This window comes from Methylobacterium sp. J-068 (assembly GCF_022829445.1).
Classification (GTDB): domain Bacteria; phylum Pseudomonadota; class Alphaproteobacteria; order Rhizobiales; family Beijerinckiaceae; genus Methylobacterium.
The window spans coordinates 41,883-59,196 of sequence record NZ_JAKSXY010000092.1; the positions used below are offsets into that span (position 1 = coordinate 41,883).

Here is a 17,314-nt window from a genome sequence, read left to right on the forward strand (position 1 = left end):
TCAGCCATGGAAGGACCCCACGGCAGGGAGTGACGCGTCCGGGGCGCGACGCGGCGCCGGGGGCTTGGACGGCAGGCTGGCAAGCTCACCCCGCACGCTGGCGGCGAGCACCCGCGCGGTTACCTTGAGCAAGGCGACCGCCTCCGGGTCGGCTCCCTCGGCCGGGGTGACCGGCTCCACCCATCGGGCCTCGCGCTCGTGGAGGGGCAACCTGGTTTCGTCCCGCGGGGGATCGAGCAGGACGGAATGCGGTCCCTTGCACATGCCGAGCTGGCATCCGGGCATGACACGCCGGGCGAATGCCTGCGCAGCGGGGAGGCTCACCGGAAGGATGTGGAGCGTGTCTCCTAGCCCGTAGTCAGCGAACTGAGCCAGCAGCAGGGTCACGCGCGCCTGCTCGACGCGACCGCTCAGGTCACCGACGAGCAACCCGTCGATCTCGGCGAGGCGCTTGAGATGGGCCTCGAAGCCCATCCGTATGAGGGCATCCCAGTTCCCGGAGACCATCGTGCATTTCACCTCGAAGGTCCCGCTGAGGTCCTAGACGGTGATGCGGGGGCGCTCCCTGCGTGAGGGAAGCTTGATGTCACCTCGGTTCAGCTTGATCGGCTCACCCCCGCCGGCAGGCTGAAGGTATACCCCTCCGAGCAGGGGCTTGTAGGTCGCCCTCATGGTCCCCCCTCCAGGAATCCGAAGGGGGCCCCGCACCTGGCCGGGACCCCCTTCATCTCGGCTCGCGCGCGCAGGCCCCGGCGCTCGATGCGCATCCCCAGATCGTAGCGTGATCGCGCCGATTCGGGGGAAGGGGCCGCTTGACCTGCCGGGGCGGGCTTCCCGAAAACCTGGGCCATGCTATCCCCGGATACATGCCGATCCGCCTCGCGTACGTCGACCCAGACACCTTTCCCGTCCCATCAGGCTGGACCGCCGTGGGCTTCCTCGGCGGCGCGGTGGTGCTGGCGTATGACGAGGCGAGATGGCCCCACGCGGTCGTCGACGGCGTGCCCGCGCCCCTCGAACCGGCTGACGTGAACCCGGCGCTGGCGGAGGCGGTCGAGGCGGCCGCGCTGCGGGTCTGGCCCGACGGCTGGACGCATGCCGTGGCCGATGTCTTCAAGGTCAACCGGCGGTCCCTTGCCCGGGACCGCCTCTCCTCCGTCGCGCTGCCCCCGGCGGTGATGCGCGTGCTCGGCTCGATCTCGGACAGCCCCGACGCGGACGGCCTCGGGCGGATCATGTCGGCCATGGCCTGGTACGCCGACGCCTATGGCGAGGGCTCGTCGTGGCCCGACCGCGTCGAGACCGCCGTCCAGGCCGCCGCGAACGTGACGGTCGCCCTGAGGGAGGCCCGCCGGGGAAAGCCCATTCGCCCTGTGGACGAAGGTTAGCTTTACTTCTCCTTAGGATCTCCGAGCGTAAACTTTCGGCATCACTGTGCGCTGGCGGATGGCCGTCAACGTCTTGGAGATCCGTCCGATGCCCAGAACCCCCCTCCGCGGGGCGTTCGCGCCCTCTACGCGCGCGCTCTACGCCAACGCCCCCCTTCTGAACGACAGCATCGTAGACGACCTGTTGGTCTGGTCGCGCGGCCTCGTCCACGGCACCCCGTTCCTGCCGGCGATGAGGGAATATTTCACCGACGAGGACTGCATCCAATGGGTGCGCGGCCTCAACGTGTCGGCCTACTGGGCCCACACCGGCAAGATCGCCGGGGCGGCCGGCGAGCAGGTCCTCTGCACGCAGATCCAGGCCGCCTATCTCGACGCGGCTCGCCTTGCGGGCGATCCTCAGAATGCAATCGACGCCTGGTGGGACGAGGCGGCTCATCGCACGCTCGCGTATCTCATCGAATTCGGGCGGCACGAGTACCTGGAGCCGGCCCGGGAGGTGGCCCAGACGTATGCCCGGGACGCCAATCCCGGCGCTCCGGAGCACCTGCTCGCCTACGGCCTCACGCTGCTGGACCCGGCGTATCTCGCCCTGCGCCGTCGCGGCGAGCCGGCCTACGCCCGCCAGCGCGCCGTGGATCAGGCCAGGGTCGCCCTCGGTATGAGGGAGACCCATGCCGAGGCGATGGACGACGACCGCGCCGGCATCGCCCGGCTGCCCGTTGCGGCGCCGTCGGCCGCCGAGCGGATCGAGGCGGCCCGGGCGGATGAGGCCCCTCCCGGGCACGTCTACGTGCTGCGGTCGCTCGGCGGCAACACGTCCGCCGCCCACGTCCGGGAGATGAAGACCGCCGTCAAGGACGTCCTCGGCGTGGCGCTCCCGCTCGTCCCGGTCCCGGCCAATTGGGACGTCTGGGAGGCGAAGCTTCTCGCGGAGTTCCCGACCGAGGGCGGGGCGACCCGGGCGATCCGCGAGAAGCAGTCCGGACGCAAGTTCTGGGGCGGCGGCGTTCACATGCTCCATGGGCCCGCAGGCGTCGGGAAGACCAGGTACTCGCGGCGTGTCGCCGAGGTCTCCGGCCTGCCGTTCGAGCGGGTCAACCTCGATAACTCCGCGGACTCGTCGGCCCTGGGCGGAACGCCCTCGCGCTGGACGTCGGCGGGGATGACGTCGCCGCTCGCGCTGCTGAACCGGTACCGGAAGGCGAACGGCGTCCTCGCCCTCGACGAGTTCGACAAGGCCTCCGGGACGCGGGAGTCGAACGGGGGAACCGCCTGGGACGTCTGCCATGGCCTGTGGGGCGTCGAAACGAATTCCGCGTGGCACGAAGTGTTCGTCAATGCGCCCGTGGACGTCTCCAACGTCGTCTACCTGGTGACGGCCAACGAGCTCGGGCGCATCCCGGCCCCCCTGCTGGACCGCATGGACAGCGTGACGCTGTTTTCCGCGCCGGGTCCGGAGCACCTCGCGACCCTGGCCCCGCAGATCGCCCGTGAGATCTGCCGCCGGCAGAGCCTCGACGAGAGATGGGGCGTCCTCATGGCCGAGGAGATGTCTGCCCTGTCGGCATGGCGCGGCGGCTCGATCCGCCAACTCACCAAGCTGGTCGAGATGGTGCTCCGGAGCCGCGATGCCGGCCCGGCCGCCATGGCCCGGCATTGATGTTGGAGGGGATCATGAACTCCTTCGCTCAACGCGAGACCTCTATCCCGGCGATCCGGGCCTGCGTCCGCGGTCTCTGGGCCTCCAGGACGGTGTGCGGCCTGATCGCCATCGCCTGCTGCTTCCGGATCGACCGGATCGCCGCCCTTCACGCCAAGGGCCGCCTCGGTGACGAGGAGGCCCTCAGCCTCGCTTTGCAGGCCGAGGCCGTCGCCACGACGTTCACGCCCCTCCCACGGATGGAGAGGTGCGGTGTCTCCCTCTGATCAGGTCCACCAGTGCTACTGGAACCGCTCGAAGCTCGTGTGGAGTCTGCGCCAGAGAGGTCTCGTCGTCGACCGGCAGCCCTTCCTCGTCATGGAGGGCTGCTGGTTTCACGCCGGCGAATCCGCGCGCTTGAGAGTTTTGAGGACGAAGATCAGAGACGTCCATAGCTGGGTGGAGGGGACCCTCGTCGACGCGCCGCGGCCGCCCAACGCGATCCGGGTCGGCTACCGCCCGACGGAGGCCGGATTCCGGCGCCGGGACACAAACGAAATCGTCACCAGCGCGGTCGTCGTCGGCTTCGAGCCCGACGGCTCGTGCTGGGCCGTCCTCGACAACAAGGAGCCATCCCATGCGTAGCGTCCTCGCCATCGTCCTCGTCCTGCTCGCCGGCGCCGCGGCCGCCGAGGTGCTGCATCCCCTGGAGAGCGAGGGGTTCTCGTTCGCCCTGACGGTGCCGGCGGGCCCGGGGCGCGAGCGGTACGGCTACGTCGATGCCGTCCCTGGCACGGCGGCTACATGGCGGGTCACCGTCCGGTGCGGCGTCCACCTGAAGGCAACCGGGCGCGTCCTCGTCGAGGTCGTCGGGCACGGGACGGGATCGCGGGGGGCCTCCCCATGGTTCGGCGGATCGTACGAGACCAGCGACGGGCGGAAGGGCGCCTACATCATCCTGCAGGACAGGTCGCGGCCCGATGCCCTCGACTTGCATTCCGAGTGGACCGGTCCCGAGTGCCCCCGCAGCGGGACCGGGCAGCTATCCTCGGGCGACTGATCCGGGGTGGCATGACGTCGGCATGCGGCGTGCCACGGTGTGCGCAACGGGCAAGGCGCAAACCCAAAAACGCGGGAAAACGCGGTTTCCCCCAAACTATTTTCGGGGTCGCTCGGAGGGGCATCCAGGCGGCCCGGGCGGGGGTGGCCATGCCGGCGACCGGGTGTCCCTGAAAAGCTAAGGGCCTGTCTCCGTTGCGGAAACAGGCCCCGAGTATAGCAACGGCAGCTTGACTACGTATTAGTTACGCGACGTTTCCACCCCTCAGAAACCTGGCAGCAGGCCCTAGGGGGACAGGGACGGAGGCTTTACGCCGAGCTCGCGGGCGAAGTGAACGAGGCCCTTGCCCGTCAGCTTCGTCGTCGGACGCGGTTCGCCGCCGTACATCTCGGAGGAGACCTTGAAGAGCCCCGTTTTGATCAGGGGCTCCTTGGGTACCGGTCCGCCGCCCAGGTCGTAGAGGTCGCCACGAGCGCGCAGCCACCGGATAACGTGACCGGTTCCTGGTGCAGGGCCTTGGCGGCCGCGTACAGGCCCCAGAGCCCGTCCGAATCCGCCAAGGCATCGATGAAGGCGACCGCGGGGGCGACGGCCACGAACGCGGACTCGGCGACGAGTTGCCCCTCGCGCTCCTGTTCCATCACGACGGCGTAGCGCCCGAGGAAACCTTCCAGGACAGCCGTGTAGTACTCTTACGTAGGGGCGGACGCCTCTTTGTACCCGAGCTTCTGTCACATGCCGTCGAGGAACACCTCCTAATTCAAACAGCTTAGGCTGCCTGAAAGCCTGGATTGAAAGCACCGAGGACCCCGTTTCAGACGGCCCGTCGCGACCGCATTGACCGGAGGTCAAGACTCAGCCCGGCGGAGGTCGAGGACCTTGAGTTCGCGACGGGCTCCGTCAGGATCTATGAGCTCGCCGCGGACACGACGATCAAGGCCCTCTGGATCGACGCGTGAACCCACCTTTCGGCCTCGCACGATGGGGCTCCGCGAGTTGCGAAGGCGCGCTCGTTTCATCTGCTCCGTTGATGGGAAGCATCTGATCATTCCGTTGGAGCGAATGAAAGGGACATGGGATTCTCCGGCATCAGATCGGAGCCGCCCATGTCCACGCCTAGACTTTTCTCCCACCCTCGGTCGATGCGTGCCTTGGCCGGCACGAGAGCCATCCTTCCGGGACTGGGCCTCTGCGTGGCGGTCACCGCCGCAGCGGTCGGCTTCGAGGCCGTCGAGGCGCATCTGTTCGGTCGCGCCTGGCTCGAAGCCCTGGTGCTGGCGATCCTGCTCGGGAGTGTGATCCGCACCACCTGGACCCCGTCGCAGCGGTTCTTTCCGGGCATCGCCTTCGGGGCCAAGACCGTGCTGGAGATCGCGGTCGTTCTGCTCGGGGCCTCGCTCAGCCTCACGACGATCCTCGCCGCCGGTCCGGGTCTGCTCTTCGGCATCGCGGGCGTCGTCGCGGTGGCGATCCTGTCGAGCTACGGCATCGGCCGGGCGCTCGGGCTGCACCCGCGCATGGCGATCCTCGTCGCCTGCGGCAACTCGATCTGCGGGAACTCCGCCATCGCCGCCACGGCCCCGGTGATCGGTGCCGACGGCGAGGACGTCGCTGCCTCCATCGCCTTTACCGCGGTGCTCGGCGTGCTGGTGGTGCTCGGCCTGCCGCTGCTGGTGCCGCTGCTCGACCTGTCGCCGATGCAGTACGGGGTGCTCGCCGGCCTCACCGTCTACGCCGTGCCGCAGGTTCTCGCCGCCACCGCGCCGATCGCGGCACTCAGCGTCCAGGTCGGAACTCTGGTGAAGCTCGTCCGGGTGCTGATGCTCGGCCCGGTCGTCCTGGTGCTCTCGCTCGGCGCGAGCCGGCTGGGCGAGGAGACCGACGAGGCCGCCCCCGGCGTCACCGCCGGCGACCGCCCGGCCCGCGGCGGCCTCGCGATCCACCGCCTGGTGCCGTGGTTCATCTTCGCATTCCTCGCGCTCGCCGGACTTCGCTCGGCCGGGCTGATCCCGCAGGTCGCGCTCGCGCCGATGTCGGAGACCGCCAATGTGCTGACCGTGGTCTCAATGGCGGCGCTCGGCCTCGGGGTCGACGTGCGCAGCGTCGCCAAGGCCGGGGCGCGGGTGACGCTGGCGGTGGTCGCCTCGCTCCTCGCGCTCGGCGCCGTCAGCCTCGGCCTGATCCACGTGCTGGGCCTCGTCTGATCCGGGTGAGGATCCGGCTCCACAACCGATCCAGGTTTTCATCCGGCGCGATGCCCCGAGGAAATCCGGACCAAGCGGGAGATTGAAAATTCTCGAATCATCGCACCGGGAGATCGTTTGCATCGCGAAAGACCGTTGGAGGGAATAAATCGCTTTCCGTAGCATCTCCCTTGTCGCGAGGAATCGCCACGGGGCTCGATGCCCTCGAACGCATCGATGCCGACATTCTTCAAGGGGAGAGACCATGCACGGATTGGACAGACCGACGAACCGCCGCCTCGTCCTGGGTGGACTCGGGCTCGGCAGCCTCGGCGCCGCACTGCCGGCCTGGGCCGCGGGCTCGGTGAAGCTGCCTCTGCCGGGCGGCCCGGACGAGCGGGCGCTGACCACCGCCTTTCCGGGCAAGGGCGAGATGATCCTGCAGCGTACTCATCCTCCGCTGCTGGAGACGCCGTTTTCGGTGTTCGACGAGGGCGTGTTCACCCCCAACGACCGCTTCTACGTGCGCTGGCACTGGGCCTCGATCCCGACCGAGGTGGATGCCGGCACCTTCCGGCTCAAGGTCCACGGCCATGTGGAGAAGGAACTCTCGCTCTCCCTCGACGCCATCGCCGGCCTGCCGCGCTTCGAGATCGCCGCGGTCAACCAGTGCTCGGGCAATTCGCGCGGCCTGTTCGAGCCGCGGGTGCCCGGCGCGCAATGGGCCAACGGCTCGATGGGCAACGCCAAATGGACCGGCGTACGCCTCAACGATGTGCTCGAACGGGCCGGGGTGAAGGCCGGTGCCGTGCAGGTGCGCTTCGACGGCCTCGACGCGCCGGTGGTCGACGACGCGCCCGACTTCAAGAAATCGCTCGATCTCGATCACGCAAGCAATGGCGAGGTGATGATCGCCTACGCGATGAATGGCGAGCAATTGCCGCTGCTTAACGGCTTCCCGCTCCGGCTCGTGGTGCCGGGCTGGTACTCGACTTATTGGGTCAAGATGCTGTCCGACATCGAGGTCCTGGACAAGCCCGACGAACAATATTGGATGAAGACCGCCTATCGCATCCCCGATGTGCCGGGCGCCAACATCAAGCCCGGGCAGACCGGCTTCAAGACAGTGCCGATCAACAGGATGGTGCCGCGCTCGTTCGTCACCAATCTGCAGGACGGCGCCAGGGTGGCGGCCGGAACGCCGGTGGCCATCCGCGGCATCGCCTTCGGCGGCGATTGTGGGGTGAAGACGGTCGAGGTCTCTGGAGACGGCGGAGCGACGTGGGTCCCGGCGCAACTCGGGGCGGACGAGGGCCCCTACAGCTTCCGCCGCTTCGACGGCAGCCTGCCGGCGCTGGCCGCCGGGACCCATACGGTCAAGGTCCGCTGCACAAACACCAAGGGCGTCGCGCAAGGCATGGACCGGGTCTGGAACGCCAACGGCTTCATGCAGAACGGCATCGAGACCGTGTCCTTCCAGGCCGCTTGAGGAGAACAGCCATGAACACGATCCGCCCTGCGGCCCTCATCACCGCGCTCATCCTGTCTCCCCTGGTGGCGCTCGCGGCGCCTGCTCCCGAGCCGATGCGCTTCAGCTCGCAATCGATCGAATTTCCGACGTCCGACCGGATCTTTCCGGACGGGCCGGGAGCCGAAGCGGTCAATAACAATTGCCTCGCCTGCCACTCGGCCGGGATGGTGCTGACCCAGCCCAAGCTCACGAAGGCGCAGTGGACCGAGACCGTGAACAAGATGGTCCACGTCTACAAAGCGCCGGTCGATCAACCCGATGTGCAGACCATCGTCGACTACCTCACGGCGTTGAAGCCGACGCCCTGACCCCTCGGATCCCGAAGCCGCCGCGCTTTTTCCGTCGGCCTCGGGGAATAGACCGCGCCTTCTGGCATCTCCCCTGGGATATGCCTGGCCGGATCGGTCTCGCATCACGTCATCTGATTTCAACCCCGCACTCACGGCCGGCCTCTAGCCGCCGAACGAGGGCGCATGCCCGAAAGACACGCTTCATGACTGACGTCCGCGCCAGCCTCCGCGCCCTCCTCGCCGGAGCTGCCTTGCTTCTCACCCAGAACCAACCTGGATTCGCCGCCGGCTTCGACGGCGCAATCAAGAACAACGCGCTCGCCTTGAACGCTGCCGGCACGGTCGCCGCGGTGTCGAACAGCGAGGAGAGCGCCGTCATCGTCTACGACGTCGCCAAGGGCACGGTGCTGCGCCGCCTCGACGGCTTCGTCACGCCGCGCAACATCGTGTTCGCGCCGGACGGCGCCCGCTTCTACGTCTCCGACAGCGGCACGGGCCGGATCACGGTCTACGAGACCGGCACCGGTAAGGAAGCCGGCGTTCTTGCCGCGGGCCCCGGTGCGTTCGGCACGGTGCTCTCGGCCGACGGGACAAAGCTCTACGTCAACAACGAGGCCGCGAGCACGCTGACCGTGTTCGACACCAAGACCATGCTGGCAGTCGCCGTGATCCCCGGCTTTGCGCAGCCGCGCCAGGGCGTGAAGCTGTCGCCGGACGGCAAGACCGTGTTCGTGACGAACTTCCTCGGCGACAAGATCACGTTGGTCGACACCGCCACCAACAAGATCACTAGCGAGATCGCCGGGTTCGACAAGCTGCGCGCCATCTCGATCACCAAGGACGGCAAGACGCTGTTTGCCGCCAACAGCGGCCGCAACACCGTCAGTGTGGTCGATGTCGCCGCCCGCAAGGTCACGTCAGAAGTTGCGGTGGGCAAGGACCCCTACGGTGCCGCGCTGACCCCGGACGGGCGCTTCGTCTATTCGGGCAACCTCAAGGACAACTCCTTGTCAGTGATCGACACCGACACGCTCAAGGTCGTCGCCACGGTGACCGGGCTGAACGAGCCGCGCCAGGCGATCGCATTCTCCAGTGACAACGCCCACGCGTACGTCCTCAACCGCGATCTCAGCGTGGCCGTGGTCGACCGCGCGAAGAACGCGGTGGTTTCGACGATGAAGCCGTGAAGCGTCGCGCGTCGGGGGCCTTATCGCCTTCGGCGCGTTCTCGTCGTCGACACGTCACGAACGCAGGACAAAGACCCCATGCTCGGCCTGTTCCAGCGCAAGGACCGCCTCATCGTCCACGGCGAGGCGCTCTACAATGCCGAGCCGCCGCTCGATCGCCTGCGCGCGGCGTTCCTCACCGATCAGGCCGACTTCTACGTCCGCAGCCACGGCGACATCCCGGACCTCGACGCCGACAGCTACCGCCTGACGGTCGACGGGATGGTCGCCGCGCCGCTCGACCTCTCCCTCGCCGATCTCAAGGAACGCTTCGCGCCCGTCACCGTGACGGCGGTGATGCAATGCGCCGGCAACCGCCGGGCCGACATGCTGGCGGTGGCCCCGGTCTCCGGCGACCCGTGGGCGTCCGGCGCCATCGGCAATGCGGAATGGACCGGGGTGCGGCTCGCGGACGTGTTGCGTGCCGCCGGAGTCGACGCGGGCGCTACGCGCCACGTCGCCTTCGAGAGCCACGACCGGATCGCGGACACGGACACGCGCTTCGGCGCCTCGATCCCGCTCGCCAAGGCGCTGGCGCCCGAGACGCTGCTTGCCTTCGCGATGAACGGCGAGCCTCTCGCCCCCGAGCACGGCCATCCGTTGCGCGTGGTGGTGCCGGGATTTGCCGGCATCCGCAGCCCGAAATGGCTCGCCCGCATCTCGGTTCAGGACCGGCCCTCCGACAACCCGATGCAGGCCGACGACTACAAACTGTTTCCGCCCGACGTGACGGCCGAGACCGCCGACCCGGCCCACGGCATCACCATCGAGGCGATGCCGTTGAACAGCGCGATCTGCGAGCCCGCCCGCGGCGCGGCGTTGAAGGCCGGCCGGCACGCGATCCGCGGCTACGCCATCGCCAGCGACCGCGCGGTCGCCCGCGTCGACGTTTCGACGGATGGCGGCCGCAGCTGGGCGCAGGCCCGGATCGAGCGCGATGCCGACGCGCCCCACGCCTGGACGTTCTGGGAGATCGAGCGCGAGCTGACCGCCGGCGAGCACGAGCTCGCGGTGCGGGCCTGGGATTCCGCCGGCCAGACCCAGCCGGCCGCCCCCGACGACACCTGGAACTACAAGGGCTACCTCAGCGCCGCCTGGCACCGGGTGCGAGTGACGGTGGCCTGACCCTCACGCCCAGAGCAGGGCGGTGGCCGCGAGGCCGGAGATCGCGATCAGCAGGGCCGCAATCCCGACGGTGAGGAGGCGCGGCATCATCGGGATCTCGGCATGGGCGAGTCGTGCCCGGATCGCCCGGTCACGCCACACGGCGCCGGCGAACGATGCGAGTGCGCAGGCGATCAGGGTCAGCGACAGCACCTTCAGCGGCCAAACCGCGAGCACCTCCCGCAGGAAGCGCTGCGCAGCGAGGCCGACGCCGAGGAATGCGAGCCCGGTGCGAAGCCACGCCACGAAGGTGCGCTCGGCCGCCAGCACGGTCCGGTCCTCGGCGAGCCTCACCCGGGGATCGTCGGGGGGCACGGGTTTCGCGGGCTCGCTCATCTGATGTTCGCCGTCGCGATCAGGTCAAGAAGCGCGTCAGCGGCCCGGCTGCGGTAGCGCTCCTTGTGGCGCAGCACCCGGAACGGCCGGCTCGGCAGGGCGAACGCCGCCCGCACCAGCGTTCCGGCCCGAAGTGCTGCGGCGACCACGGTCTCGGACAGTACGGCGGCCCCGCCCCCGGCCTCGACGGCGGCCCGAACCGCCTCGTTCGAGGGCAGTTCGAGCGTGACCCGGAGTTGGGCCGGGGCAAGGCCGGCCTCCGTGAGCGCCACCTCGAAGGCCGAGCGGGTTCCCGATCCAGCCTCGCGCAGCACCCAATCGACCCCGGCGAGGTTTTCGGGTTCGAGGTCGGTCGCCCCGGCGAAGGCATGGCCAGGGGCGACCACGAGGACCAGTTGGTCCTGCGCGATGGTCGTGCTCGCGAGCGTCGGGTCGTCCAGCGCCCCCTCGACAAAGCCGAGTTCGGCCTGCCCCGCGCGCACCGCGTCGGCGGCGTCGGTGGTGTTGCCCACCGCCAACCGGATGGCGATCTCAGGGTAGGCCCGGCGGAAGGCGACGAGGTGGCGCGGCAGCCAGTCGCTGGCAATGGTCTGGCTGGCATAGAGGGCCAGCGTCCCGCGCCGCATGCCGCTGAGGTCGGCGAGCACCAGTTCGGCGGCCTCGGCCCGGGCGAGCACGGCGCGGGCCTCGACGAGGAACATGCGTCCCGCCTCGGTCAGCTCGATCCCGCGGCCGACCCGGTGAAACAGCTTGGTCGCGTGCCGTCCCTCGATATTGGCAATCGCCGCGCTGACCGCCGACTGCACGAGGTTCAGCGCCTCGGCGGCCCGGGTCACGTGCTGCCGCTCCGCCACGGCCACGAAGATGCGGAGTTGGTCGAGGGTCATGGTTGCCGCGGCGGAACTGGCAATCCACGGACCTGCGCGTCAACCGCCTGCGCGACGGTCAACAGCCGCGCCTCGTCGGTGCGACCCGTGACGACGTAGGACATGCCGCCATCGACCCAGGAGAAGGCGGCGACGTCACCCTCGCGGGCGAAGCGGAACACCGTGCGGCCATCCGCATCGCCCACGCGGCTGTAGAGCGTCAGCCGGGTGCCGTGATCGTCATCGTACATCAGCATAGCGGCGGCTTCGGAACCCGCCGGCAGAAGCCGGCCGCCCATCAGGCGGAAGCCGTAGGCCGTGAGGTCGGGGGTGGTCACCGCCCGGCCGAGGCGCTTCGAGAGCCACGTCACGAGGTGCGGCTTCTCGTCGGCGCGCACCTCCACCGGATGCACCGCCTCGACCACGAAGGTGCGGAAGGCCGCCACTGCGTCGTCGGTCGCCGGCTCGGTTCGCGCGAGCGTGACCGTGGGTACCTGCCGCGCGGCATGGCCGAACCAGCCGGCGGCACCGCCGACCGCGAGGCAGAGCACGGCCGCAGCCGCGATCGGAAGCCAGCGCCCAGTTATCGGGCGATGTCGCGAGCGGATGTTGGCCACCCGGAGCCGCGCCGGGATCGCCTCCTCGGCGATCGGCGCGAGGCGGGCACGCAAGCGCTCGCGCAAGGCGCGATCCGCCGAGACCTCGGCCGCCCGCGCGGGGTTTCCCCTGAGCCATGCCTCGACCAGCGCCTGCCGCTCCGGTTCGAGACGACCGTCGATCAGGCCGTGCAGGTCGTCCTCGCCGACCGGGCGCGGATCCCCGCTCATTTCACCCTCCTCAAGAGGCCGGTTCGGCCCGTGTCCAGAAAACTTCGCATCCGCTCCCGGGCTCGGCTTAACCGCGACATCACCGTGCCGAGCGGTACTCCAAGCACCTGCGCCGCTTCGGCATAGGACAGATCCTCGACCGCGACGAGCAGCAGCACCGAGCGCTGCTCCTCGGGCAGGGCGTCGAGCCCGGCGAGCACGTCGCGTGCCCCCAGAGCGGCCTCGGGGTCGGCACCCGGATCGGGCACCTGCTCCAAAGCCTCAGCGCCGACATCGATGCCGCGCCGGCCCCGGCGTCGAACAGTGCCGAGGAACAGGTTGCGCTCGATCGTGAACAGCCAGGCTCGCAGGTCGCCGTCGCGGCGACGTCCGGACCAGGCGGACAACGCCCGCTCCAGGGTGTCCTGGACGAGGTCGTCCGCCGACTCGCGGTCGCGCAACAGCGCGACGGCGTAGCGCCGCAACGCTGGGATCTGCGGTTCGATGAGGGCGGCGATCTCGTCCACGAGGCTTTACCGATCAGGGCTTGGCGATGTGCCATGCGCCGTTGAGGAAGCCGTCGCCGGTGATGTCGCCGGGCTTCGTATCCTTGGCGAAGGTGTAGAGCGGCTTGCCCTTGTAGGCCCACTGCATCGTGCCGTCGTCCCGCGTCACCATCGTCCAGTCGCCACTGGCAGCCGAGCCGGAGGCGGCCATCAGGGCCGGCCAGTTGGCGGCGCAGGGGCCGTTGCACATCGACTTGCCGCCCATGTCCTTGTCGAAGGTGTAGAGGGTCATGCTCTTGGAATCGACGAGCGCCGGCCCCTTGGCAGTCTCGGCGGTCATCGCAGGCGCGGCGGCCTGGGCGGCGACGGCGGAGAAGGCGAAGGCCGCAAAGGCGGCGCGGATCAGCATGGTGTGCATGAGTGAGTTCTCCCGCGGTCGAGCATGACCGCATCGGGAGGGATGTCGAATGGGCGCCTCTATTCCACTGACACGCGAAAAAGTTTGGTCACGTCAGCGTGACCGCCGACTCGTCCTCAATTATGGCAGACGGTCGTCACCTAGGAGCAAACAGTGGACTGATGCGGCGGCGTCACCACTCTGAAAGGCGAAGATCCGAGATTATGCCCTCGCAGGGCAAGATCGACTGCAACGTCCTGTGTGGATGGCTCCCGCATTGCAAGGGGCGAATTGAGCTTCTGACGCGTAGGTCGGGTGCAGTCTTGTGTCCGGCCTGTTGATGCAGTCGTTCATGTGACCGCTGGCCCTGATGGTATCCGCGAGCTGGGTCCCACTCTGCTTTGCGGGCTATGATGCCCTGGACATTCAGCGGGGTGTCCCGGCTCCCGGTCTGACCGGTTCGCCATCAACTCTCATCGTCCTCGCAACTCGGAAAAGTGCTCCCCTTCCTGCTGTCAGGCGGCCGTGGCCGCTGGTGCGCGGTAGGTGCCGCCGCGGGTCATGATCGCCCAGGCGACCCGCGCCGTGCGATTGGCCGCCGCAACAGTCACCACGCGCACCGGCTTGCGCTGCAGCAGCGCCGGCAGACGCGGGTCGACCGAAGTCGGCGTCGCCTTCGCGCGCCGGACCAGAGAGGTCATGCCGACCACGAGCAGGCGGCGCAGGTAGCGGTCGCCCATGCGCGAGATCCGGCCCAGGCGCTCCTTGCCGCCGCTGCAGTTCTGCAGCGGTGTCAGGCCCAACGAGGCGGCGAACTGCCGACCGGAGCGGAAGCGCTCGGGCTCGCTCACCGAGGCGGCCAGCGCGGTCGCCGAGACGATGCCGACACCGGGGATCGTCGCCAGGCGCTGCGACAGGTCGCTGTCCCGATGCCAAGCGAGCAACTCCTTCTCCAGGCGGGTGAGCTGGATCTGCAAGGCGCCGATCTGGTCGGCCAGCCCGGTCACCACGCGTTGCGCCAGTGGCGGCACCTCGGCTGCGTCTCCAGCCGAGAGCCGGGCTGCCAGTTCGAGCGCGTGCCGCAGGCCCCGCGCCATCTCGATCCCGAACTCGGCGAGCAGGCCGCGGATCATGTTCACCAACTGCGTGCGTTGCTTGACCAGCAGGTCGCGCGTCCGGTGCAGCGCCAGCGCCGCCTGCTGCTCGGTCGACTTCACCGGCACGAAGCGCATGCTCGGGCGCGTCACCGCCTCACAGATGGCAGCGGCGTCGTTCGCATCGGTCTTACCGCGCTTCACATACGGCTTCACGTAAGCGGGCGGCATCAGCCGAACCTCATGGCCGAGCCTCATGAGCTCCCGGGCCCAGTGATGGGACGTGCCGCACGCCTCTATGCCGACCACGCATCGAGGCAGCTTGGCGAAGAACGGCACGACCTGCGCCCGGCGTAGCGCCTTGCGAACGACGACGTGCCCAGCTGCATCAACGGCGTGAACCTGGAAAATGCTCTTGGCCAGATCGATGCCGACGGTGGTGATCTCCATGGGGATGGCTCCTGCATCTGCGTGGCTGCTGCTTTGACAGCAACCACATCTTGGCACCGAGATGCCGTCAGTCGGAGCGGGAGCCATCCACCCCATCTGCTTTCGAGAGATACGTTGGCTTGTTCTTACGGCGTAGTTGGGTCGCAACCCGTCCGTCCGTTCTACGACCGAGTCGGGCGGAGAGCAGTCCGGCTGCTTTCGGTGACGTGCTGTGCTTAAGCAGACATAGGCACATGCGTAGGGTGCCAGACCACTTGCTCAGCTGCTCTGACTGGAAAGGCGGATAATACAACGACCCTGCCAGCATCAGCGAGCCATAAACAGAAGCACTAGCACTTTTTGCGAAGAGGATGGGGGAAATGCCCTATCGTAGGGTCGAGGACTCCCCATCCTGAAGGGGGCGATCTTGGCCATCGCGCCCGCCCACCGAGACGTTCGAGTTCAGGCGATCCAGATGTTCGAATACATGCTCGAAGGCGTTGGTCACGGCCTGCTCGAAGGACCCGTCGCCCTTGCCCATGGCCGCCTTGAGCCCGCTGAGCAGCGCGTGGTGCTTTTCCGTATCGCTCGACATGGCGTCCCTCATGGCCGGTCGGATGCCGGCGCTTGAACCCAAGACCCGGCATCCGAGCGAGGTTCCAGGTCCCTCGCCCGGATGCCGCCATGGCCACGGACGGATCCCCGATCCGAGGCATACCGAGATCGTGTCATGACCCGTCAATTGTAGGATTGTGTGCGAACGTTGCCCATGACATGAATGCGCCTTGTCGATGAGCGGCCGTCGACTGGAAACCCTCATTTTCATGGCGAGCGAACCTGGTCACCCGTTCGAGGGAAACCTGCTCCTTGCCGCGCTCGCGGCGCCCGACGTAGCCCTTCTCGCGCCGCATCTCGCCCGGCAGGAACATGCCCGGGGAGACCTGCTGTTCCGCGTCGGAGAGGACGTCTCGCACGTTCCTTTCCCCTTGACCGGACCGTCGCCACCCTGATGGTGCCGCTAAGCGGTGGCCGAACCGCCGAGACGGCCACGGTCGGTCGCGAGGGGGCGGTCGGCGGCGTGGTCAGCCACGGCTACCTGCCCGCCTTCACCCAATGCGTGGTCCAGGTCGAGGGTGCGGTCCTGCGCATGGATGCGGACCGGTTGCGCGAGGCCAAGCGCTCCTCCTCGACCCTGAACGACTTGTTCGTGCGCTACGCCGACTGCCTCCTTGCGCAGGTTCTGCAATCGGTCGCCTGCAACGCCGCCCACCCCATCGAGCAACGGGTGCTGCGATGGCTCCTGGGCCTCCAGGACCGGGTCGGTACCGACGCCCTGCCGGTCACCCAGGTCGTGCTCGCCGGGATGCTCGGCATCGGGCGCACCTACGTCACCACGGTGTTGACCAAGCTCCAGGACCAGGGCCTGATCCACGTCGGACGCGGCCGCATTTACATGCTCGACCGGGCACGGACGGAAGCCGCCTGCTGCGATTGCCACGCCCGTGTGCGCGGGCACTTCCGCACCGTCCTCGGGGCGATCTACGCGCCCGACGGCGAGATCGTCGCCGTTGAGGCGACGGAGCCCGGAACGGAACCGCCGCCCCGGCCCGATGCAATCCTTCCGGAACTCCGGGAGGCCGGCCGATGACCGCCCCGACGGCCACCCCGTTCGAGGTTTCCCGACCGTCGAGACTTGCGGCGCTCGACGCCTACGGCATCCTCGATACCCCGCCCGAGAAGGGGTTCGACGACATCGTCCAACTGGCCCGGAAAGCCTGCGGCACGCCGGTGGCCCTGGTCAGCCTGGTGGCCGGCGACCGCCAGTGGTTCAAGGCCCGCGTCGGGTTCGAGACGTGCGAGACCACGCTCGATAAGTCGGTGTGCGCGCATGTCCTCGGGCAGCCCGACCTCCTCGTCATTCCCGACCTGAGGGAGGACCATCGCACCAGGGATAACCCGCTGGTCACAGGCGACCCGTTCCTGCGCTTCTACGCCGGCGCGCCGTTGGATGCGGCGATCGGCGGGTGCCTCGGCTCCCTGTGCGTCATCGACGTCGAGCCGCGACCCGATGGCCTGACCACGGACCAAGCGGAGTCCCTCCGGGCCCTGGCCCGCCAGGTCATGGCCCAACTGGAGCTCCGGCGGTCGCTGGCCGAACGCGACGGCATGATCGCCATCCAGCGTGCGACCGTGGCCCAGCACGAGGCCCTGCTCGCCGCCCAGGCCGCCGTCGTGGGTTCGGGCGGCCGGCACGACGACGTCCTCGACGCGGTCGTCGGGGGCGTCCTGCGGGCCCTGCCCCAGGCCGAGGGCGTCGTCGTCGAGATGCTGGAGGGCGACGAACTCGTCTACCGGCACGCGGCCGGAAACCTACTCCGCCATGCCGGCCTTCGCCT

At 68.6% G+C, this 17,314-nt stretch carries 20 protein-coding genes and 2 pseudogenes; 12 read left to right on the forward strand and 10 right to left on the reverse strand.

Annotation, left to right across the window (positions count from 1 at the left end):
- Positions 1 to 474: a hypothetical protein gene (locus tag MKK54_RS14855; RefSeq protein ID WP_244011970.1), complete on the reverse strand. Its 474-nt coding sequence runs from the start codon at positions 472 to 474 to the stop codon at positions 1 to 3.
- 392 nt (positions 475 to 866) lie between these two features.
- Between MKK54_RS14855 and MKK54_RS14860 the strand changes: the two genes are divergently transcribed.
- The 5 genes from MKK54_RS14860 to MKK54_RS14880 all read left to right on the forward strand — a co-directional run bounded on the left by MKK54_RS14860 (position 867) and on the right by MKK54_RS14880 (position 4,090).
- Positions 867 to 1,388: a hypothetical protein gene (locus tag MKK54_RS14860; protein ID WP_244011971.1), complete on the forward strand. Its 522-nt coding sequence runs from the start codon at positions 867 to 869 to the stop codon at positions 1,386 to 1,388.
- An 88-nt stretch (positions 1,389 to 1,476) separates the two neighbouring features.
- Positions 1,477 to 3,051 carry an AAA family ATPase gene (locus tag MKK54_RS14865; protein WP_244011972.1) on the forward strand — a complete coding sequence of 525 codons (1,575 nt, stop codon included), beginning with the start codon at positions 1,477 to 1,479 and terminating at the stop codon, positions 3,049 to 3,051.
- Positions 3,052 to 3,065: 14 nt separating this feature from the next.
- Entirely contained in the window at positions 3,066 to 3,317 is a 252-nt protein-coding gene (locus MKK54_RS14870; RefSeq protein WP_244011973.1) for a hypothetical protein, read from the forward strand.
- Positions 3,304 to 3,675 carry a hypothetical protein gene (locus tag MKK54_RS14875; protein WP_244011974.1) on the forward strand — a complete coding sequence of 124 codons (372 nt, stop codon included), beginning with the start codon at positions 3,304 to 3,306 and terminating at the stop codon, positions 3,673 to 3,675. Before MKK54_RS14870 ends, MKK54_RS14875 begins: the two co-directional genes overlap by 14 nt.
- Complete coding sequence (locus tag MKK54_RS14880; protein ID WP_244011975.1) at positions 3,668 to 4,090, forward strand: hypothetical protein; 423 nt, start codon at positions 3,668 to 3,670, stop codon at positions 4,088 to 4,090. Before MKK54_RS14875 ends, MKK54_RS14880 begins: the two co-directional genes overlap by 8 nt.
- A 419-nt stretch (positions 4,091 to 4,509) precedes the next feature.
- Here MKK54_RS14880 and MKK54_RS14885 read toward each other — a convergent pair whose 3' ends face one another.
- Positions 4,510 to 4,686, reverse strand: a complete 177-nt coding sequence (locus MKK54_RS14885) for a phage antirepressor KilAC domain-containing protein (protein WP_244011976.1) — start codon at positions 4,684 to 4,686, stop codon at positions 4,510 to 4,512.
- 546 nt (positions 4,687 to 5,232) lie between these two features.
- Here MKK54_RS14885 and MKK54_RS14890 point away from each other — a divergent pair.
- The 5 genes from MKK54_RS14890 to MKK54_RS14910 all read left to right on the forward strand — a co-directional run bounded on the left by MKK54_RS14890 (position 5,233) and on the right by MKK54_RS14910 (position 10,445).
- Entirely contained in the window at positions 5,233 to 6,294 is a 1,062-nt protein-coding gene (locus MKK54_RS14890) for a YeiH family protein (protein ID WP_244011977.1), read from the forward strand.
- Between the two features lie 244 nt (positions 6,295 to 6,538).
- Complete coding sequence (locus MKK54_RS14895; protein WP_244011978.1) at positions 6,539 to 7,762, forward strand: molybdopterin-dependent oxidoreductase; 1,224 nt, start codon at positions 6,539 to 6,541, stop codon at positions 7,760 to 7,762.
- 11 nt (positions 7,763 to 7,773) lie between these two features.
- The gene (locus MKK54_RS14900; RefSeq protein WP_244011979.1) at positions 7,774 to 8,112 is read left to right on the forward strand and encodes a c-type cytochrome; all 339 of its coding nucleotides are present in this window, start codon (positions 7,774 to 7,776) and stop codon (positions 8,110 to 8,112) included.
- Between the two features lie 185 nt (positions 8,113 to 8,297).
- Entirely contained in the window at positions 8,298 to 9,281 is a 984-nt protein-coding gene (locus MKK54_RS14905) for a beta-propeller fold lactonase family protein (protein ID WP_244011980.1), read from the forward strand.
- Positions 9,282 to 9,359: 78 nt separating this feature from the next.
- Positions 9,360 to 10,445, forward strand: coding sequence for a sulfite oxidase (locus MKK54_RS14910; protein WP_244011981.1), 1,086 nt, complete (start codon positions 9,360 to 9,362; stop codon positions 10,443 to 10,445).
- 3 nt (positions 10,446 to 10,448) lie between these two features.
- Here MKK54_RS14910 and MKK54_RS14915 read toward each other — a convergent pair whose 3' ends face one another.
- The 8 genes from MKK54_RS14915 to MKK54_RS24770 form a co-directional block, all read right to left on the reverse strand.
- Entirely contained in the window at positions 10,449 to 10,820 is a 372-nt protein-coding gene (locus MKK54_RS14915; protein WP_055882989.1) for a YidH family protein, read from the reverse strand.
- Positions 10,817 to 11,707 (reverse strand): LysR family transcriptional regulator, encoded by an 891-nt coding sequence (locus MKK54_RS14920; RefSeq protein WP_244011982.1) that lies wholly within the window; start codon positions 11,705 to 11,707, stop codon positions 10,817 to 10,819. The genes MKK54_RS14915 and MKK54_RS14920 overlap by 4 nt, the downstream gene beginning before the upstream one ends.
- Positions 11,704 to 12,513, reverse strand: coding sequence for an anti-sigma factor family protein (locus MKK54_RS14925; protein WP_244011983.1), 810 nt, complete (start codon positions 12,511 to 12,513; stop codon positions 11,704 to 11,706). The genes MKK54_RS14920 and MKK54_RS14925 overlap by 4 nt, the downstream gene beginning before the upstream one ends.
- The gene (locus tag MKK54_RS14930; RefSeq protein ID WP_244011984.1) at positions 12,510 to 13,019 is read right to left on the reverse strand and encodes an RNA polymerase sigma factor; all 510 of its coding nucleotides are present in this window, start codon (positions 13,017 to 13,019) and stop codon (positions 12,510 to 12,512) included. The genes MKK54_RS14925 and MKK54_RS14930 overlap by 4 nt, the downstream gene beginning before the upstream one ends.
- A 13-nt stretch (positions 13,020 to 13,032) precedes the next feature.
- Positions 13,033 to 13,416 carry a hypothetical protein gene (locus MKK54_RS14935; protein WP_055882999.1) on the reverse strand — a complete coding sequence of 128 codons (384 nt, stop codon included), beginning with the start codon at positions 13,414 to 13,416 and terminating at the stop codon, positions 13,033 to 13,035.
- A 494-nt stretch (positions 13,417 to 13,910) separates the two neighbouring features.
- Positions 13,911 to 14,939 carry an IS110 family transposase gene (locus MKK54_RS14940; protein ID WP_244011985.1) on the reverse strand — a complete coding sequence of 343 codons (1,029 nt, stop codon included), beginning with the start codon at positions 14,937 to 14,939 and terminating at the stop codon, positions 13,911 to 13,913.
- A 364-nt stretch (positions 14,940 to 15,303) separates the two neighbouring features.
- The gene (locus MKK54_RS14945) at positions 15,304 to 15,513 is read right to left on the reverse strand and encodes a hypothetical protein (protein ID WP_244011986.1); all 210 of its coding nucleotides are present in this window, start codon (positions 15,511 to 15,513) and stop codon (positions 15,304 to 15,306) included.
- 133 nt (positions 15,514 to 15,646) lie between these two features.
- Entirely contained in the window at positions 15,647 to 15,892 is a 246-nt protein-coding gene (locus tag MKK54_RS24770; RefSeq protein WP_409564191.1) for a hypothetical protein, read from the reverse strand.
- Between MKK54_RS24770 and MKK54_RS14950 the strand changes: the two are divergent.
- Together MKK54_RS14950 and MKK54_RS14955 are read left to right on the forward strand one after the other, a co-directional pair.
- Positions 15,779 to 16,566: pseudogene (locus MKK54_RS14950) on the forward strand (Crp/Fnr family transcriptional regulator). The gene MKK54_RS24770 and the pseudogene MKK54_RS14950 sit on opposite strands and share 114 nt — an antisense overlap.
- Positions 16,563 to 17,039: pseudogene (locus MKK54_RS14955) on the forward strand (GAF domain-containing protein); the annotation flags it as partial. The pseudogenes MKK54_RS14950 and MKK54_RS14955, both read left to right, overlap by 4 nt.
- Between the last annotated feature and the right edge of the window lie 275 nt (positions 17,040 to 17,314).

Excerpts from the sequence above, each read along its gene's own strand:
- MKK54_RS14890 (WP_244011977.1), top strand. The coding sequence starts at position 5,233 with ATGCGTGCCTTGGCCGGCACGAGAGCCATCCTTCCGGGACTGGGCCTC.
- MKK54_RS14920 (WP_244011982.1), bottom strand. The coding sequence starts at position 11,707 with ATGACCCTCGACCAACTCCGCATCTTCGTGGCCGTGGCGGAGCGGCAG.
- MKK54_RS14935 (WP_055882999.1), bottom strand. The coding sequence starts at position 13,416 with ATGCACACCATGCTGATCCGCGCCGCCTTTGCGGCCTTCGCCTTCTCC.
- MKK54_RS14900 (WP_244011979.1), top strand. The coding sequence starts at position 7,774 with ATGAACACGATCCGCCCTGCGGCCCTCATCACCGCGCTCATCCTGTCT.
- MKK54_RS14940 (WP_244011985.1), bottom strand. The coding sequence starts at position 14,939 with ATGGAGATCACCACCGTCGGCATCGATCTGGCCAAGAGCATTTTCCAG.
- MKK54_RS14910 (WP_244011981.1), top strand. The coding sequence starts at position 9,360 with ATGCTCGGCCTGTTCCAGCGCAAGGACCGCCTCATCGTCCACGGCGAG.
- MKK54_RS14915 (WP_055882989.1), bottom strand. The coding sequence starts at position 10,820 with ATGAGCGAGCCCGCGAAACCCGTGCCCCCCGACGATCCCCGGGTGAGG.
- MKK54_RS14905 (WP_244011980.1), top strand. The coding sequence starts at position 8,298 with ATGACTGACGTCCGCGCCAGCCTCCGCGCCCTCCTCGCCGGAGCTGCC.
- MKK54_RS14870 (WP_244011973.1), top strand. The coding sequence starts at position 3,066 with ATGAACTCCTTCGCTCAACGCGAGACCTCTATCCCGGCGATCCGGGCC.
- MKK54_RS14855 (WP_244011970.1), bottom strand. The coding sequence starts at position 474 with ATGGGCTTCGAGGCCCATCTCAAGCGCCTCGCCGAGATCGACGGGTTG.
- MKK54_RS14865 (WP_244011972.1), top strand. The coding sequence starts at position 1,477 with ATGCCCAGAACCCCCCTCCGCGGGGCGTTCGCGCCCTCTACGCGCGCG.
- MKK54_RS14925 (WP_244011983.1), bottom strand. The coding sequence starts at position 12,513 with ATGAGCGGGGATCCGCGCCCGGTCGGCGAGGACGACCTGCACGGCCTG.
- MKK54_RS14895 (WP_244011978.1), top strand. The coding sequence starts at position 6,539 with ATGCACGGATTGGACAGACCGACGAACCGCCGCCTCGTCCTGGGTGGA.
- MKK54_RS14945 (WP_244011986.1), bottom strand. The coding sequence starts at position 15,513 with ATGTCGAGCGATACGGAAAAGCACCACGCGCTGCTCAGCGGGCTCAAG.
- MKK54_RS14860 (WP_244011971.1), top strand. The coding sequence starts at position 867 with ATGCCGATCCGCCTCGCGTACGTCGACCCAGACACCTTTCCCGTCCCA.
- MKK54_RS14880 (WP_244011975.1), top strand. The coding sequence starts at position 3,668 with ATGCGTAGCGTCCTCGCCATCGTCCTCGTCCTGCTCGCCGGCGCCGCG.